General features: G+C 66.0%; 12 protein-coding genes and 2 pseudogenes. 8 read left to right on the plus strand and 6 right to left on the minus strand.

Annotated features, from left to right (window positions below):
• Window position 1: 1 nt before the first annotated feature.
• Window positions 2-2,278, minus strand: coding sequence for an ATP-binding cassette domain-containing protein (locus AC5Y2L_RS07665; protein ID WP_499934258.1), 2,277 nt, complete (start codon window positions 2,276-2,278; stop codon window positions 2-4).
• Window positions 2,279-2,355: 77 nt separating this feature from the next.
• A complete protein-coding gene (locus AC5Y2L_RS07670; protein ID WP_499934259.1) occupies window positions 2,356-2,865 on the minus strand; it encodes a MarR family winged helix-turn-helix transcriptional regulator in 510 nt (169 codons plus the stop codon).
• 128 nt (window positions 2,866-2,993) lie between these two features.
• Between AC5Y2L_RS07670 and AC5Y2L_RS07675 the strand changes: the two genes are divergently transcribed.
• From AC5Y2L_RS07675 to AC5Y2L_RS07690, 4 genes and pseudogenes are all read left to right on the plus strand, one after another.
• Entirely contained in the window at window positions 2,994-5,036 is a 2,043-nt protein-coding gene (locus AC5Y2L_RS07675) for an ATP-binding cassette domain-containing protein (protein WP_499934261.1), read from the plus strand.
• A gap of 5 nt (window positions 5,037-5,041) precedes the next feature.
• A complete protein-coding gene (locus tag AC5Y2L_RS07680; protein ID WP_499934308.1) occupies window positions 5,042-5,890 on the plus strand; it encodes a CbiQ family ECF transporter T component in 849 nt (282 codons plus the stop codon).
• A gap of 314 nt (window positions 5,891-6,204) precedes the next feature.
• Window positions 6,205-7,626: pseudogene (locus tag AC5Y2L_RS07685) on the plus strand (amino acid permease); the annotation flags it as partial.
• Between the two features lie 119 nt (window positions 7,627-7,745).
• Window positions 7,746-8,624 carry a universal stress protein gene (locus AC5Y2L_RS07690; RefSeq protein ID WP_499934262.1) on the plus strand — a complete coding sequence of 293 codons (879 nt, stop codon included), beginning with the start codon at window positions 7,746-7,748 and terminating at the stop codon, window positions 8,622-8,624.
• Window positions 8,625-8,626: 2 nt separating this feature from the next.
• Here AC5Y2L_RS07690 and AC5Y2L_RS07695 read toward each other — a convergent pair whose 3' ends face one another.
• Genes AC5Y2L_RS07695 through AC5Y2L_RS07705 form a run of 3 tightly spaced genes read right to left on the minus strand, consistent with a single transcriptional unit; the run spans window position 8,627 to window position 11,620 of the window.
• On the minus strand, window positions 8,627-9,946 hold the full coding sequence (locus AC5Y2L_RS07695) for an ABC transporter substrate-binding protein (protein ID WP_499934264.1): 1,320 nt from the start codon (window positions 9,944-9,946) through the stop codon (window positions 8,627-8,629).
• Window positions 9,943-10,761, minus strand: a complete 819-nt coding sequence (locus AC5Y2L_RS07700) for a carbohydrate ABC transporter permease (RefSeq protein ID WP_499934266.1) — start codon at window positions 10,759-10,761, stop codon at window positions 9,943-9,945. Before AC5Y2L_RS07700 ends, AC5Y2L_RS07695 begins: the two co-directional genes overlap by 4 nt.
• On the minus strand, window positions 10,748-11,620 hold the full coding sequence (locus tag AC5Y2L_RS07705) for a carbohydrate ABC transporter permease (protein WP_499934267.1): 873 nt from the start codon (window positions 11,618-11,620) through the stop codon (window positions 10,748-10,750). Before AC5Y2L_RS07705 ends, AC5Y2L_RS07700 begins: the two co-directional genes overlap by 14 nt.
• 33 nt (window positions 11,621-11,653) lie before the next feature.
• Here AC5Y2L_RS07705 and AC5Y2L_RS07710 point away from each other — a divergent pair, with 33 nt between their 5' ends.
• From AC5Y2L_RS07710 to AC5Y2L_RS07720, 3 genes are read left to right on the plus strand one after another with little or no spacing between them, the layout of a single operon-like run.
• Complete coding sequence (locus AC5Y2L_RS07710; protein WP_499934269.1) at window positions 11,654-13,171, plus strand: TldD/PmbA family protein; 1,518 nt, start codon at window positions 11,654-11,656, stop codon at window positions 13,169-13,171.
• Between the two features lie 58 nt (window positions 13,172-13,229).
• A complete protein-coding gene (locus tag AC5Y2L_RS07715; RefSeq protein WP_499934270.1) occupies window positions 13,230-14,603 on the plus strand; it encodes a metallopeptidase TldD-related protein in 1,374 nt (457 codons plus the stop codon).
• A gap of 33 nt (window positions 14,604-14,636) precedes the next feature.
• Window positions 14,637-15,491, plus strand: coding sequence for a carboxymuconolactone decarboxylase family protein (locus tag AC5Y2L_RS07720; RefSeq protein WP_499934272.1), 855 nt, complete (start codon window positions 14,637-14,639; stop codon window positions 15,489-15,491).
• A gap of 24 nt (window positions 15,492-15,515) precedes the next feature.
• Here the strand turns inward: AC5Y2L_RS07720 and AC5Y2L_RS07725 are convergent, their stop codons facing one another.
• Window positions 15,516-17,342 carry a PQQ-binding-like beta-propeller repeat protein gene (locus tag AC5Y2L_RS07725; RefSeq protein ID WP_499934274.1) on the minus strand — a complete coding sequence of 609 codons (1,827 nt, stop codon included), beginning with the start codon at window positions 17,340-17,342 and terminating at the stop codon, window positions 15,516-15,518.
• A gap of 223 nt (window positions 17,343-17,565) precedes the next feature.
• Here AC5Y2L_RS07725 and AC5Y2L_RS07730 point away from each other — a divergent pair.
• Window positions 17,566-18,131: pseudogene (locus AC5Y2L_RS07730) on the plus strand (hypothetical protein); the annotation flags it as partial.

The following is an 18,131-nucleotide window of genomic DNA, read 5'->3' on the forward strand; positions in this document are numbered from 1 at the left end:
GCTACGAATGCCGCCGGCTCGCCGCTGCCCCATGCCGTTCACCGAGGCTGGCGGCGCGCTGCCGTCGCCGCGGGCGCAGCCGGTACCAGACGAAGCCGGCCCACAGCGTGCCGAGCGCCAGCAGTGCGCCCATGTCGAACACCCACCAGCCCGAATAATGGGTCCACATCTGGACGTTGGCGGCAAGCGCGTCGACCCGACGCAGGTCGACGGTGGCTGCCGACGCCGCAAAACCCCACTGAGCCGGCACGAACCAGGAGATCTGGTCATAGCCCCAGGTACCGACCAAAGGAATCAGCCCACCGGCGAACAGCATTGACGCCAGGATCACCGGCAAAGCCAGGAGTAGAACCTCGCGCAGCGAGTTGCCCAGGCTGGACAGCGCCAGCCCGACGATCGCCGAGACGACGGCCGTCGCCGCCACCGCCACGTACAGCTCGGCGGCCGGACTGCCGAGCAACACGGCGCGGTGCACCGGCTGCCCTTTCACGGCGATCACGATGCCGGTCAGGATGGCCGCCAGGATGGCGGCGGCGACGGCGAAGACGATGATCTTGCCGAGTAGATAGGCCGACGTCGATAGCCCGATTTCCTGCTCGCGCCGGAACAGGCGGCGCTCTCCTACGAGCTCGCGGATGGTCAGCGCGGTGCCGATGATCACTGCGGCGAGGTTGAGGAGGGCCAGGATCTCGACGGCTTCATGCGCGTTATGAGCGGACGGCGCCGGCCTGCCGAACCCGGACTCCCCGGGAATCAGCAGCGTCAGCGCCGCCAGTGCCACCGGCAGAAGCACCAAGAAGACCAGGTAAGCGCGGCCGGCCAGGAGCAGGCGGACTTGGCGGCCGGCGACGAATCGGGTCTGTTGGGTGAAGGTGAGTCGGGCCGGCGCCAACTCGCCCGCAGCAGAAGGAGGCGGCGGGGTCGATGGCTCCGGTGGCTGTTGTCGGGCCAGGAATGCTCGGTGCGCCCCCTGGGGGTCGAAGCTCAGCCGCGCGAAGATCTCCGACCAGTCCGTGGTCCCCATGGCGGACTCGATCCGAGTGGGCGGTCCGGCGAATGCCATGGTGCCGGCGGCGGTGAGCAGCAATACCTCGTCGCACATCTGCAGCTGCATCGCCGACGACTGCGACGACACGGCGACCACGGCGACGCATCCGATGTCGGCTTGTCGCCGCAGCATTGCCAGCACGTGCTGCGTCTGTACGGGATCGAGCCCGGCGGCCGGCTCGTCAACCACCAGCAGCGTCGGTCTGCTGACCAGCTCGATCGCCATCGACGCACACCGCCGCACCTCGGGCGGCAGCTTGCGGATGCGGGTCCTGCGGTGCGGCGTCAGCTCGAGCTCGTCGAGCACCTGATCGACCACCCGTTCGCGGTGCTCGGGTGATGTGTCGGGCGGCAGCCGAAGCCGGGCGGCGTAGTCCACTGCTCGCTCCACTGTGAGGTGCGAATACACCCGCTCGTCGCGCGGCACTATCCCGATGCGGGCCGGCATCGCCTCCTGGACGTGCTGCACGTCATGGCCGTCGACGGTGACCCTGCCCGAGCTGAGTTCTCTGGTGCCGCTGAGCACCTCCAGCAGTGCCGAGTTGTGCGCATGCGACGGGCCGACAACCGCCGTCAGTGTGCCTGGACGGGCCGCGAACGACACGTTCGCGAGCAACGCGCGCTCGTCGCCGCCGGTCAGCGCGAGTTGATATGCCGCCACTCCGAGCGTGCGAGCGTCGGACTTAATCGGCAGGCGAAAGGTCGAGGTCGGCTCAGCAGGTGGCGGCTGCGCGACGGAAGGCGGCATGGGTTGCGCCGGCGGACCTGGGCGTAACGGGATCGGACCGGTCGGTGACTCCGTCACGGACTCGATGTGGGGCACTCGCATCGGCCCCGTAGGTTGCTCCGTCGGGACCGTATGGTGCGGCGCGGCCGGCGCCGGTTTCGCGGCTGCATCGGCCGGCGAGCCGATCTGAAAAATGAGCTTCCGGCCGGGCGGACCACCCAGCGTGATGGCCTGACCGTCGTGGATTTCGACGGTCGCCACTCGGGCGCCGTCGACCAGCATGCCCTCTCCGCTTCTGTCGATGGCCAACCAGTGGGTACCGGCGAACCGCAGCACCAGATCCTCGGACGTCGACTCCTCGGCGGTGTCGCCCCGGTCCAGCCGGATGTCGCACTGACTGCCGGAGCCCACGCTTATGTCGGGCCCGGGGAGAAGGACGTACCTCGTCGATTCGGCCCACACGATCAACGGGGAGGCTTGGAAAGCGGAAGCTTCGGTCCGCATGCCCGCCACCTTTCAATCGTTGGTTCAAGTGTCTACCTGCCGCAGACGGTCTAGCCACCCGCACGGGTCCGCGTCGGTCACGTGGTGTTGCGACGCGGGGCGGCTGCGGAATTCTCGAGCAGGCGACGCAACACCTCGACGGCATCGGCCAGTACCTTGCGGTCGGCCGGATCGAGCTGTGCCAGCTGCGGCTCGATGGCCGCGGCGCGATCGGCCCGCACGGCGGTGAGCGTACGCATCCCTTCGGGCGTGATCTTGATTCGCACGGCCCGGGCGTCTCCCGGATCGACGGTCCGGGTGACCAGGCCGGCTTCTTCCAGCCGTCGCACCTGGGTGGTCATCGTCGGTTGCGAACAGTGGTCGACGGCCGCCAGGTCGCCGATTCGGGCTTCGCCGTGGGCGTCGATCGTGGCCAACAGCCTGGCCTGCGCCGCCGGCAACGGCATTTGGATGCGTTGCGTGGCCAGTCGGTTGAGGCGGGCAACCACCGCGAGCAAGTCCGCTCCCAGGCCCGGTGCGGGTTGGGTTGCGGCGTCAATTTCCGCTTCGCGGGCGCCTTGCTGATTGGCGGCAGCGGATGAATTCATACGAACATCGTTGCATAGCTTTGCTATGCGAGACCAATAGCGGATGCCTGCGGTCGCTGGACCAGAAAGCCCAGATTGGGCGGTGCGCTGCGCGGTGCGTAACGCCGCGGCCTGGCACAATCGGTGAAGTGATCGCCCCGGCCCCGCATCCGCGTCGGGGCGGAGCGCTGCAACCGAGCGAATTGGCGCAAGCCTCGGTGATGGCCGCATTATGCGCGGTGACCGCCATTATCTCTGTCGTCGTACCGTTTGCCGCGGGCCTGGCGCTGCTGGGCACCGTGCCGATGGGGCTGTTGGCCTACCGCTACCGGCTGCGGGTGCTGTTCGCCGCGGTCGTCGCTGCCGGAATGATCGCCTTTTTGATCGCCGGCTTGGGCGGCTTTTTGGGGGTCGTCAACAGCGCCTATATCGGCGGGCTGACGGGGATCATCAAACGTAGACGCCGGGGCACACCGACTGTGATTGCGTCCGCGCTGATCGCCGGCTTGGTCTTCGGCGCGGCGAATGTGGCCTCGCTGGCCGTGATGTTCCGGCTGCGGCACCTGATCTTCGCCGCGATGACGGCAAACGTCGAGGGGTTGGCCAGCTTCCTGAGCCGGGTGCATCTGCAGGGTCTTGCCGCAGGTTTGCGGCACTATTTCGCAATTGGAATGGATCATTGGCCCTGGGTGCTGCTCGGCTACTCCGTGCTGATGGTCCTGGTGGTGTCGTTGATCGGCTGGTGGGCCTTGTCGCGCGTGCTCGAGCGGATGCGCGGTGTCCCCGATGTGCACAAACTGGACGCCCCGGCAGCCGACGGCAACCCGGACGTTCCGGTCGGACCGGTTCCGGTACGACTGGACAAGGTGCGCTACCGGTACCCGGGAGCCCATCAGGACGCGCTGCGTGAGGTCAGCATCGACCTGCGGGTCGGCGAACACGTCGCGATCACCGGCGCCAACGGTTCCGGCAAGACCACCCTGATGCTGATCCTGGCCGGCCGGGAACCGACATCGGGGACGGTGCAGCGCCCCGGTGCGGTGGGTCTGGGCAAGCTGGGCGGCACCGCGGTGGTGCTACAACATCCCGAAAGCCAGGTACTGGGAACCAGGGTGGCCGACGACGTGGTGTGGGGGCTCCCGCCGGGCACGAACGTCGACGTCGACCGGTTGCTTGGCGAAGTCGGCCTCGAAGGCCTCGGCGAACGCGACACCGGAAGCCTGTCGGGCGGTGAGTTGCAACGCCTTGCGCTGGCTGCCGCATTGGCGCGCGAGCCGGCGATGCTCATCGCCGACGAGGTCACCAGCATGGTGGATCAGCGGGGGCGTGACGCGCTGTTGAACGTGCTGTCGGGTTTGACCAAGCGGCATCGGACCGCTCTGGTCCATATCACGCACTTTGACAACGAGGCGGCGTCCGCCGACCGCACGATCAACCTCAGCAACTCACCGGACAACACCGACATGGCGGAGACCGCGCAAGTCCCGGCGCCGTCGGTTGCCGTGCATCACCGCCGGAAGGCCCCCGCGCTCGAACTCGTCGGCGTCGGCCACGAGTACGGCGTCGGCACACCGTGGGCGAAGGTCGCACTGCGCGATGTCAGCTTTGTCGTAGAACAAGGTGACGGCGTGCTGATCCATGGCGGCAACGGCTCGGGCAAGTCGACGCTGGCGTGGATCATGGCGGGGCTGACGGTGCCCACCGCCGGCGCCTGCCTGGTCGATGGCCGGCCCACGCACGAGCAGGTCGGCTCTGTCGCGTTGTCGTTCCAGGCGGCCAGGCTGCAGTTGATGCGCAGCCGCGTCGACTTGGAAGTGGCTTCGGCAGCGGGCTTTTCACATCGCGAGCACGACCGGGTTATCAGTGCGTTGAGCGTCGTCGGGCTCGATCCCACGCTGGCCAAGCGGCGCATCGACCAACTCAGCGGGGGCCAGATGCGCCGTGTGGTGCTTGCCGGACTGTTGGCGCGTTCGCCGCGCGCGTTGATCTTGGACGAACCGCTGGCCGGCTTGGATGCGGCCAGCCAACGCGGTCTGCTGCGGCTGCTCGAGGATTTACGACGGGAGCGGGGCCTGACCGTAGTCGTCATTTCCAACGACTTCGCCGGGCTGGAGGATCTGTGCCCGCGAATCTTGCACCTGCACAATGGTGCGCTGGAGTCGGTGTCGACCGCGGCGGGAGGCATCTCGTGACCGCCATCTCGGCCGCGGCGTCGACGCACTCGGCACCTCAACGTCAGCCTCGCCCGGTGGTGCTGCTGGTGCCGGTGCCCGGCCGCTCGACCATCCACGATCTGTGGGCCGGCACCAAATTGCTGGTTGTCTTCGGTGTTTCGCTGTTGCTGACGTTCTATCCGGGCTGGGTGGCGATCGGGCTGGTTTCAGTTCTGGTGGCGGCGGCGATCTGGATCGCCCGCATTCCGCGCGGGGTGCTGCCGTCGGTCCCGCGCTGGCTGTGGATCCTGCTTGCCTTCGGGTTTGTCACCGCGGCCCTGGCCGGCGGTAGCCCGGTGATTACGCTGGGCGGGACCCAGATCGGACTCGGCGGAGCGCTGAACTTCTTGCGGTTCACCGCGCTGTCGATCGTGTTGCTGGCGCTGGGCGGGATGGTGTCGTGGACCACCAATGTCGCCGAAATAGGGCCTGCCCTAGCGACTTTGGGCTGGCCATTACGGCTGCTGCGGATACCGGTCGACGAATGGGCGGTGGCGCTGGCGCTGGCGCTGCGCGCCTTTCCGATGCTGATCGACGAGTTCCAGGTGCTCTACGCGGCGCGTCGGTTGCGGCCCAAGCGGATACCGCGCAGCCGCAAGGCCCGGCGCTGGCGGCATGCGCTGGAGCTGATCGACTTGCTCACTGCCGCAATCACGGTGACGCTGCGGCGTGCCGACGAGATGGGCGACGCGATCACTGCTCGCGGCGGCACCGGTCAGCTGAGTGCGAACCCGCGCCGACCCAAGCTGGCGGACTGGGTGACCCTGTTGATCGTTATCGCGGCCAGCGGAACGGCGGTGACGATCGACACCGTCCTGCACCTGGCCCGATAGGCTTATCGGCGCGTTGCGCGCCAACCTGATTCGTCGATGCGCGTTGGGCGTGCGCGTTGGGCGTGAATCCTCGGCGTTGAGAGTGCAGCCAGGGCGGACATTCGCGCCGGATCCCGCCCGGGCGTCACACCGAAAGCCGTAGCTTCACACCAAAAGCCGTAGGTTCACCCGGGACGCGCAGTGCGGACCCTACCGGCGGACGTCCCGCGACGGGCGGGACTCATGACGAGCGTCCGACGTCCGGAGCCGACCAAACTCGCGCCGCCGTACTGCGCCAGGCCGCATAATCAGCTGATCTACTAACGGGAGGTGCGATGACGGCCCCGTCGATCAGCCTGAAAAAGCAGATGCTGCGGCGCCGTCCAGTCAGCGGCGCCCCGGTCGCTCACGGGGCCGCCGACCACCTCAAGCGCAGCATCGGCATGTTCCAGCTGACGATGTTCGGCGTCGGCTCGACGATTGGCACCGGTATCTTCTTCGTGCTGTCCCAGGCCGTGCCGCAAGCCGGCCCCGGCGTGGTCGTGTCGTTCATCATCGCCGGCATCGCAGCGGGGCTGGCGGCCATCTGCTACGCCGAATTGGCTTCCGCTGTACCGGTTTCCGGCTCAGCATATTCGTATGCATACACCACTCTGGGTGAGGTCGTCGCCATGGGGGTGGCGGCCTGCCTGCTGCTGGAGTACGGCGTGGCCACGGCGGCGGTATCGGTCGGGTGGAGTGGTTATGTCAACAAGCTGCTGAACAACGTGTTCGGATTTCAGGTTCCGCATGCGCTGTCGGCGGCCCCCTGGGACGAGCATCCGGGCGTGATGAACCTGCCGGCGGTGTTCTTGATCTGGGTGTGCGCACTGCTGCTGATCCGCGGCGCCAGCGAATCCGCGAAGGTAAACGCGGTGATGGTGCTGATCAAGCTGGGTGTGCTGGGCATGTTCGTGGTCCTCGCATTCACTGCCTACGATGCCGACCATCTCCGGGACTTCGCGCCCTACGGGGTAGCCGGCATCGGCACGGCCGCCGGAACGATCTTCTTCTCCTACATCGGCCTCGACGCGGTGTCGACCGCGGGCGACGAGGTGAAAGACCCGCAAACCACCATGCCGCGCGCGCTGATCACAGCGCTGACGATCGTTACCAGCGTCTACGTGCTCGTCGCACTGTCTGCGCTGGGTACCCAGCGCTGGCAGGACTTCGGCGGACAGCAAGAGGCCGGGCTGGCAACGATTCTCGACAACGTCACCAAGGGCCGGTGGGCCAGCACCATTCTGGCCGCCGGTGCGGTGATCTCAATCTTTTCCGTCACCTTGGTGACTCAATACGGGCAGACCCGCATCGTGTTCGCCATGGGTCGCGACGGGCTGTTGCCGCCGCGCTTTGCCACTGTGAATCCCCGCACGATGACTCCGGTGACCAACACGCTGATCGTCGCAACCGTCGCGTCGGGGCTGGCGGCATTCGTGCCGCTGGAAAAGCTGGCGGACTTGGTATCCATCGGCACGCTCACCGCTTTCACGGTCGTGTCGATCGGAGTGATCATTTTGCGGGTGCGCCAGCCCGACCTGCCGCGCGGGTTCAAAGTGCCCGGCTACCCAGTCACGCCGATCCTCTCGGTGCTGGCGTGTGGGTACATCCTGGCGAGCCTGCACTGGTACACCTGGCTGGCGTTCAGTGGATGGGTGTCGTTGGCGCTGATCTTCTACCTGGTGTGGGGCCGCCACCACAGCGCATTAAACGACGAAAGCGCATTAAACGACGAAAGCGCATTAAACGACGAAAGCGCATTAAACGACGAAAGCGCATTAAACGACGAAAGCGCGCCCAACGACGACGCGCCAACCGGTCCGGCGAAAGACGTGCTGTGACAGTCGTTGTCGGCTACGTGGCCGGCAAGGTCGGGCTTTCCGGGTTATACCTGGCGATCCGTGTGGCGCGCACACTTGGCACCTCGCTGACCGTGGCGACCATCGTGCCCAAGCCGTGGCTGACGCCCTCGCTCGCCCGCGTCGACGCGGAATTCGAGCTCTGGGCCGATCAGCTGGCGGCAGACTCGGCCAAAGAGGCGCAGCTCTATTTACGCAAATTGGCCGACGGGGTCGAGGTCAGCTACTGCCATCGCGCGCACCGATCGGTGTCGGGTGGCTTGATCGAGATCGTTGCGGAGGCCAGCGCGCAAGTCCTGGTGCTGGGCTCGCTGCCCAGCGCGCGGCGAGGACAGGTGGTCATCGGCTCGACCGCCGACTGGCTGCTGCATTCGTCGCCGGTGCCCGTGGCGATCAGTCCTCGCGGATATCGCGCTCGCAGCGGCAAATTGACGCGACTCAGCTGCGCAGATTCGGCCACCCCGGAGTCCGTGGACGTGGTACGACGGTGCATCGAGTTCGCCGAGCGACTCGGGCTGCCGCTGCGGGTGCTCACCTTCGCGGTCCGCGGAAAGACGATGTACCCGCCCGAGGTTGGCCTACACGTTGAGGATTCGATTCTGCAAACGTGGGCGTCGCAGGCGCGAGAAATCCTGGAAAGCCTGAAGGCCGACGGCATCGTCGGCAAAGACGTTGTGCTGGAAGTGGTTACCGGAAGAACCTGGGCACACGCCCTGGCCGCGGCGGACTGGGAGGACGGCGAGATACTGGCGCTGGGCACCTCACCTCGCGGCGACATCGCCAGGGTGTTCCTGGGGTCTCGCAGCGCCAAGATCATTCGCCATAGCCCGGTACCGGTGTTGGTATTGCCCGGCTGACGCTAACGCTGCGCGGCGGCGTTGGCCGCGGCCTGAGCCTGGCGCAGCAGCGTCCCGACATCGCCTCGGCCGAGGAACATTTCGTCGAAGTAGGGTTGCAATGCCTGAAACCCCGCGGCGAAGCCGCTACCGCCCGGTGCGGGAATCCGCGGTCCTTCGAGCACGGCGAAGAAAGGTGTCACATCGACACCCTTGGCTGCCCAGTAATCGAAGTACACCGGCTGGGCCGACCGCACCGCCGGGATGGCTGCGCCATCTCGAGCGACGTACTCGTTGCCGGCACGACTGCCCATCCAGGCCAACACCTGACGAACCGCATCCGGATGTTTGGACGCCGAATTGCCCGCAGCCGCAATGCCATTGGTGACGCTTACCCGACCTTTCGGGCCGGCCGGCAACATCGCCACTCCCCAGCGGAACCGGGCATCGCGTGCGACCGGCGCCAGATTGTAAGTGCCGGACTGGAACAGCGCCATCTTGCCGGCCAGAAACTGGTTGCGGGAGAAGTCGCCGTTGGCGTTGGTCTCCGACGCCGGCGGTGCGACGTGGTCGTCGTTGATCAGGCCGACCAGGTAGCGGAAGGCCTGCACCGCCGCGGGGTTGTCGAACGCGAACTGGTCGCCGCGCTGGAATACGCCGCCCGCCGAGCCGATGTAGTTCAGGTAGATGGCTTGGGCGTCGTTGCCCGCGTTGTATCCCCACTGACGTACCCGTCTCGCGTCGAAACCCGGTGTGGCCGCGGCGTGCCCGTCGGCGTCGACGGTGAGCCGGGCCAGCAGGGGCCGTAAAGTGTCGTCCCCGCTGGGATTCCACCGCAAATCGTTCAGCTGCGCCGGATCGACACTGGCGGCACCGAGCAGGTCGGCGTTGTAGAACACGGCGATGCCGGCGTCGGTCAGCTGCGGCACGCCCCACAGCACGCCGCCGCGGGTGAACTGCTCCACCACCGCCGGCTCCCAGTCGGCGGCAGCCTCGATCTTCATCAGGCGACCATTGTCGGCGTACGCAGCGAAATACGCGTTCGACAGCCAAAAGATATCGTCTGCGCTTCCCCCGGCGACATCCGTGCGCAAGGTGTTGAAGTAGGTGGCGTAAGAGACCAGGTTGATGCGCACTTCGATGTTGGGGTGGGCGCGGCTGAATGCGTCGAACGACGCCCGGTAGGCCGCGGCGATCTGATCGGACCACAGCCGCACCGTCACCACGATTTTGCCGCCGCTCGGTTCGCCTGACCTGCCCAGCAGCACCGCCGTCGTCGCCAGCAGCGCCGCGACCAAAATCAGCGCCGCAGCGACCACCGTGGAAAGCCGGGGCCGGGTCATTTGAGTCCCGAGACCACGATCGAAGCGACGATATGACGTTGAAACACAACGAAAAGCGCGATCAGCGGGATGATCGCAACCGTGGTCGCCGCCATCACCAACGTCCACTGGGCGTTGTACTGGGACTGCAGTTGGGCGGTCGCCACGGTCAGCACCCGCCACTTGCTACCGCTGGTGATCACTAACGGCCACATGAAGTTGTTCCATTGCGAGACAACGGTGATCAGCGTCAGGGCGGCAAGCACCGGCCGGCTGGACGGAATCACCACATGCATGATGACGTCCAGGGTGTTGGCGCCGTCGAGATGCGCGGCGTTGATCAAGTCGTCGGGAATCATCCGAAAGTGCTCGCGCAGCAGGAAAATCGCGTACGGAGAGCCAAACATGAAGGGCAACACCAGTGCCCAGAACGTATTGCGCAGGCCGAGCTGCGCCATCATCAGGTACAGCGGCACCACCGTGACCGTCCCCGGGACCATCAGCGTGGCGATGTAGACCCAGAACAGCACGTCGCGTCCGGCGAATCGCAACCGGGCAAACGCGTAAGCGGCCAGCACCGAAAAACTCAACTGGCCCAGCAGAATCACCGCCGTCATCAGCGCGGTCACCACCGCCGCGCGACCGAACCCGGCGCCGGCCAGATGGGCGTAGTTGGCCAGCGTGGGTGGCCGTGGCAATTGCAGCGGCGTGCCCGTCGCGAACTGGTGTGGGGAAGTGACCGAGGTCAGCAATCCAAGTAGGAACGGCGCCAACGTGATCAGGGCGCCCACGACCAGGCCGGTGTAGATCAGGCCGGACCCGCTACGTGAGGTCATAGCTGACCCGTCGCCGGAAGTACAGCTGCTGCACGATGGTGACGCCGACCAGAATGAGGAACAACAGCACCGCCATGACCGACGCCCGCCCAATGGCCGCGGCCCCGAAAGCCTCGGCGTAGATGCGATGCGCCACCAGGTCGGTGCGGCCCGCCGGCCCGCCGTCGGTCAGCGCATAGACGGTGTCGAAAACCTGAGCGGCACTGACGATTCCGGTGACCAGCACGAAGAACATCGTCGGCCTCAGCATCGGCAGGGTGATGCGCCGGAACCGTTGCCAGGCGTTGGCGCCGTCGGTGCGTGCGGCCGCGTGGATATCGGCCGGGATGGCCAGCAGGCCCGCCAGGAAGAACAGCGCGACGTAGCCCACGTTGGTCCACACGACGACCGCCGAGACGACGGGCAGCGCCAGGCTGGGATCGGACAGCCACTCGATGCGGTGCCCGAGCACCGCGCTGACCGCTCCGTCGGTGGGCGCCAGGATCCAGCGCCACAACACCGCGATCGCCAACGGCGCACAGACCCAGGGCAGCACATACAGAGTGCGAAACACGCCGGTACCGGGCAGCTGGCGGGCCAGCAGGGAGGCGGCCAGCAGGCCGAGCACCGTCTGTGCGGGCACGACGATCGCCACGAACGCGGCGGTGACCAGCAGTGAGTTGGCGAAGCCGGAGTCGGACAGCACCGAGCGCCAGTTGGCCAGGCCGACATAGCGCAGCGGCCCCAGCAGGTCCCACCGGTACAAGCTGAGCCAGACGACGACCAGGATCGGCAGCAGCAAGAACGCCACGACCCCGAACAGGCTGGGCGCGAGCAGCGCATATGCGAGCGAGGTGGATCGCCGTGGCACGTCGGCCATGGATGTATTAAAGCTTCTCGTTACGGTGGAGCGGTGACACTCGACCGGGGGATCGATGCCGACTTCCTTCACCTGCCGCGCCACGAGCTGGCTGATGCCGCGTTGTCAGCGGCTACTGCGGCCGGGGCCAGCTACGCCGACCTGCGCATTCACCGCATCAGCACCGAGATCATTCAGTTGCGCGACGGCGAGCTGGAGACCGCCGTCATCAGTAGAGAGGTCGGTTTGGCGGTCCGGGTGATCGTGGACGGCACCTGGGGTTTCGCGTCGCACGCCGAACTTTCGCCGTCCGTCGCGGCCGACACCGCGCGCCGCGCCGTGCACGTGGCCACCATGCTGGGCGGGCTCAACAGCGAACGGGTCGAGCTGGCCCCGGAGCCGGTGTACAAAGACGTCACCTGGGTGTCGCATTACCAAGTCGACCCGTTCCACGTCGACGCGTCGGAAAAGATCGCCGTGCTCGAGGAGTACTCCGGGCGGCTGCTGAGCGCCGATGGCGTCGACCATGTGTCCGCCGCGCTGACCGCCGTAAGGGAGCAGACGTTCTACGCCGACACCTTCGGTTCGACGATCACGCAGCAACGCGTGCGACTGCAGCCGACATTGGAGGCGGTGACCGTGGATCCCGCGGCGGGCAGCTTCGACTCGATGCGCACCCTGGCGCCGCCGACGGCCCGGGGCTGGGAAGTGGTGGCCGGCGACGAAATCTGGAACTGGACCGAGGAACTCGCGCAGCTGCCGTCGCTGCTGGCCGAAAAGGTCAAGGCACCCAGCGTGACGCCGGGGCGCAAGGATCTGGTGATCGACCCGACCAATCTGTGGCTGACCATTCACGAATCCATCGGCCACGCAACCGAATACGACCGAGCCATCGGCTACGAAGCCGCCTACGCCGGAACCTCGTTCGCCACTCCGGACAAACTCGGTACCCTGCGGTACGGCTCACCGGTCATGAACGTGACCGCCGACCGCACCGTCGAATTCGGCTTGGCCAGTGTGGGTTACGACGACGAGGGGGTCGCTGCTCAAAGCTGGGATTTGGTGCGTGACGGAGTATTCGTCGGGTATCAGCTCGACCGCGTGTTTGCGCCGCGGCTCGGGCAGGGGCGCTCGAATGGATGCTCGTACGCCGACTCGGCACATCACGTGCCGATCCAGCGGATGGCCAACGTGTCACTGCAGCCCGGTTCCGACAATCTCAGCACCGCCGAGCTGATCGCACGAGTCGATGACGGCATCTACATCGTCGGCGACAAATCGTGGTCAATCGATATGCAGCGCTACAACTTTCAGTTCACCGGCCAGCGGTTTTTTCGCATCCGTGACGGCCGCCTGGACGGTCAGTTACGCGATGTCGCGTACCAGGCCACCACGACCGATTTCTGGAACTCCATGGAAGCCGTCGGCGGCCCGTCGACCTGGCGGCTGTGCGGCGCGCTCAACTGCGGGAAGGCCCAGCCTGGCCAGGTGGCACCCGTCAGTCACGGCTGTCCGTCGGCGTTGTTTCGGGGCGTCAACGTGCTCAACACCGTTGCCGAGGGTGGCCGATGATCCGCGCCGGCGACGATGCAGAGCGAAGCAATGCTAGCGATGCTGAGGAGCGGCGCAAATGATCACCGCGCAGCACCTCGTCAACGTCGTTTTGGCGGAGGCCGCGAGGGAAGCCCGCGCCGACGAGACCATGGTCCTGGTCACCGACCGGGTCGAAGCGACATTGCGTTGGGCGGGCAATTCGATGACCACTAATGGAGTTTCGGTCAGCCGCAATCTCGCGGTGATATCGATTGTGCGCCATGGCGATAGCACCTTTGTCGGCTCAGTGGTATCCGGTGAGGTCGACCCCTCGGTAATTCGTGGGCTGGTGGCGGCCTCCGAGGAAGCGGCGCAGTGTGCGCCGGAGGCCGGTGATGCCGCGCCGCTGATTGCCGACACCGGGGTCCCGGCCGACTGGGACGCGCCCGTGCCCGGCACCAGCGCCGAAGTATTCGCAGACGTCGCTTCGTCGTTGAGCCGGGGCTTCGCCGGCACCGATCAACTGTATGGCTTTGCACACCACAGTCTTTCGACGACGTTCTTAGCGTCGTCAAACGGCATGCGCCGGCGCTACACCCAGCCCACCGGCGGGGTCGAGATCAACGCCAAACGCGGCGACGCCAGCGCTTGGGTTGGCGTCGGCACACCTGATTTCGCCGATGTGCCAACCGATGCCATGCTCGACGACCTGTCGACGCGACTGGGGTGGGCCGAGCGAACTGTCGAGCTCCCTGCGGGACGCTACGAGACCGTCATGCCGCCCTCCACGGTGGCCGACATGATGATCCATCTGGCATGGAGGATGTCCGGCCGGGGCGCCCAGGAGGGCCGAACTGCATTCTCGGCGCCCGGCGGTGGGACGCGGGTGGGGGAGCGGCTCACTCAGTTGCCGTTGACGTTGTTCTCCGATCCGCACGCGCCCGGTCTGGCGTGCACGCCGTTTGTCGCGGTGACCAACTCCTCGGAGACGGTGTCGGTTTTCGACAACGGGATGGAGATCAACCAGGTCGACTGGATTCGCGATGGGGTGATCAATGCCCTCGCCTATCCCCGGGCGACCGCCGCCAAATATGACGAGCCGGTGGCGGTAGCGGCGGACAACATCGTGATGACGGGCGGGTCGGCCGACCTGGCCGACATGATCGCTTCGACCGAGCGCGGTCTGCTGCTGACAACGCTGTGGTACATCCGCGAGGTAGAGCCGACCACGCTCTTGCTGACCGGGCTGACCCGGGACGGGGTTTACCTCATCGAAGACGGCGAGGTGACTGCGGCGGTCAACAATTTCCGGTTCAACGAAAGCCCGCTGGATCTTTTGAGGCGGGCCACCGAGGCCGGTGCCAGCGAAAAGACGCTGCCCCGGGAATGGGGGGATTGGGTCACCCGCGCGGCGATGCCGTCGCTGCGGATACCGGACTTCCATATGTCCTCGGTGAGCCAGGCGCACTAGCCGATCGCCGACCTGCCTTCTACCGTGGGATAAATGGTTGCCCCGGTTTCCGTCGACAAAGATCAGCTCACGCGATTGGTGGCGTTGTCGCCCGGCGACGCACGCCTCACCGCCCTGGTTCGCCGGGTCTGCGCACGCGCGCTGTCGCTGCCGCCCTTGCCCGCCGAGGTAGCCGTGGACGGGCCGGCGTCCGACGTCGAGGCCACGGTCGCGGAGTTTGCCGAGCAGTTCAGTGCCGATGTCTCGGTGATCACTGACCAGCAGCGTTCGCAGCTGTGGAAAGCGTTGGGGGACAGCACGTTCGGTGCTGTCGTTGCGATGTACATCGCCGACTTCGTGCCCAGGGTGCGGGCCGGGCTGGAAGCGCTGGGTGTCGGTTTAGAGTATCTCGGCTGGGTGGACAGGCCGATCTCGTGGGAGCACGTCGACCCGTCCGATGCGGTGTTCAACCGATTCCTACCGGCCGTGGCCCGCATGCGCGCGCTCGACCCGATCATCTCCGAACTGGTTCGGCTGCGCGGAGCGGCGCAGCACAACTGCCGGCTATGCAAGTCGCTGCGCGAGAGCACCGCGCTCGACGCCGGGGGATCCGAGACGTTGTACGACGATATCGAGCGTTTCGAGACCTCGGCGCTGCTCGACGACCGCGCAAAGGCAGCGCTGCGGTATACGGATGCGTTAATTTGGAGTCCGGCGCACCTCGTCGCCGACGATGTCGCCGAGGTGCGTTCCCGGTTCTCCGAGGCCGAGGCCGTCGAGATGACCTTTGACATCATGCGTAACGCCAGCAACAAGGTAGCCGTGGCGCTGGGCGCCGATGCTCCGAGGGTTGAGCACGGCACCGAGCGTTACCTGATCGGCGCGGATGGTCAGACGGTGCTCGGCTGACGGATCGAGCGGAGGGCCAATATGTCATTCGCGGTAGCCGTCGACGTAGGTTCCGGTCTTGTCGGTGTGTACGGCCAGGACCACGCCTGGAGCTTCGACCAGTGACTCCATGTTGGTCGGTGCCGGACTGTCGCCTACGGGTGTGCAGTCGCGGAGAGTGACGGTTCGGAGCAGCTCAACGAAGTTGGCATCACGTCGTTCGGTGACGCCAAATACCATTTCGTCGCCGAGGATCACCGCCAGGGTTTCTCGCGTGTCGGGGCTGTATTGCGGGCTGTTGGGGAATCCGCATCGAGCCAGGCCGTCTGGGCCATAGAGTCGGTAGCCGTCGCGCCCGTAGGCCAAGAAGTCGTCGCTGGTAGTGGTAGAGCTCTGGGAATGAGTCCAAGCCACCAGAACAGGCTCGCTGGCCATTTCGGTGAGGTTGTGGGCCAGGCGTGTAGTCAGGTTGACATAGGTGCTGATGTAGTAGGCCGTGTGGTTGAGGCCCGATTGGATGTGAGTGTGGACAAGCGCGCCGTCGCGGCCGGCGGGCCAGACCTCCGGCAGAGCCTGCAGGTCGGAAGCTGCGGGCACCTGCATGTTCTGCAATAGCCGTGTTCTCCAACGTTTTTCGCCGGTGGCAGGATCGACATAGGTGAATCGCAGCTGTGCCGGCGGATCGGTCGGGCAGCGAAAGGCCGCGGCTGGGAGGGTGGGCAGATAACCGTAAACTCCGTCGCATTCCGTGGCCGGGGCCGGTTTGGTCCACATGCGTTGGCCGGTGCGGGTATCAAAGCGGGTCCACTGCAAAAAGTCGTCACTGGCGCTGATCAGATACCCCGGCGCCGCTCCCGGTTTATCAAAGGCAGCGCTGATCGCCCGGTCGCCGGACCACCACAATTGCTGGCCGGTCATGGCGTCCAGTCCGACGAGGATCGCGGGCCGTCCGTAGCCGAGGCCGATAATAATGGTGCGTCCCTCGTCGAACACCCGCAACGACTCCGGTCGCATCTCCCCGGGCCCGGTGCGGCGGTAGTGCCAGCGTTCCTTGCCATCGGGGCCATAAGCCGTGACTTTGCCGCCGCCTAACGTCACGAACCCCGCTCCGGCGCTTTCCACGCGCCAATTGGGGTAACTTTCCCTGGGCGCGTTCCACCCGGAAAAACGGATGGTGAATCTTTGCTGCCCCCAATGGGCCGGCAGCGGCGCGATGGGCACCGGCGAAGCGGTGGTGGCGTCGACGAATTGGCGGTCGTCACCGGCGTGCAAAGCCGCGACCGTGGTCGTGCAGGCGCTCATGGCCGCCAGCAGCACGCCCGCGCCGACATACCACCACCGGTGTGTGACGACTCGGCTCATCGCCAAGCTGGCCACGATCACCGCCGCGGCGCCCCACAAAGCCAGCGACCACGCCGCAATCGCGCTTGGCACCTTAGCCGTGACCGGATAGCCGTTAATTAGGTGAGAAAACTCCCCCCGCGATTGCCCTGTTCTCCACAAGTAGCCCCAGGCCGCGCCCGCGATCCCAGCGAGAAGCCCCCAGGGCATTTTCGTCGCCGGCCACCTCGTCAGTGCCATCGACACCACCAAGACCGTCGCTACCACGACGAGCGTCGCCGCGATCCGCACCGGGGAATAGCTCGCCCACGGCACTTTCATCACCGCATTGCTGTGATGCCACGTCTCATAGGCCGGGGACGGCGCGGTCGCCCGCCAACTCCAAAACGCCAGTGCCGCCGCCCATATCAGCCACGTGGCCGCACATCCTGCCGCCGCGCGGGATATTGCCAGCAACACCTGGGCTGCGCCGCGCCTCACCGTCGAGCCGAAAAGACGTGCCTTGACGCCCGCTAAGAAGTTGGTCCTCATGTCCGGTGCAGACTAATGGGGAGTGGGGAAACTAACGCGGGGGGCCCACGGCTTGCCGACCGCAGCCGTTCTCGGGTAACGGTATTCGACGCACATCGGCCTATCGGGCGCTGCCCGGATCGTCAAAACACAAGCTGTGCGAAAAACAAGTCGGCGCACCACCGTTGAGCACAATTTAAGGGCTGGCCTGCTTCGCGGGGACGAGAGCGATCACCCAGACCGGATGTTGTTGTTGGTCGCTGATTTTCGGCGAATGCCGACTCTTCACCCCCTACCGGTCATCAGGATCACTCACCACAACCCCTGGCTAGACTCAACGTTCTCCCTACAGCGGTTTCTCGTACCATGGGGCGTCCACTTCGACCAAAGGAGGAGACATTTTGTCGGCGCCACGTTCATCATTCAGCACGACGCCGATGCGATGACAACCACTATCGACCTGAAGCGGGTTGGCAGCGTCGATTTGATCGACTTGCTCGGTATCTGCGAGTTGCAGGGCCGTGACGGTTTGCCCTATCCGTTTTGGCGGACCCAGCCTACCGAAGCGCCATTGAGCAATGCATCCTCGGTGGCGCAGCGGTTCGCCGGCGGGGATCTGAGCGTCTTCCAGAAATGGGCGCAATGCTATGTGTCTGCCGACATCTGGGTGGAGTGCCGCGTCAATTACATGTCCGAGGAGCCAGACCTGCGAATCCTGGCCTATCGCGCCGGTCAGTCCGGATTTCTGGCTACGCAACGTCCCGGCGAAGATACGGTCGACGTATTCGCATTGTCTCCCTACGATTTGGG

Source organism: Mycobacterium sp. NGS66 (assembly GCF_059812225.1).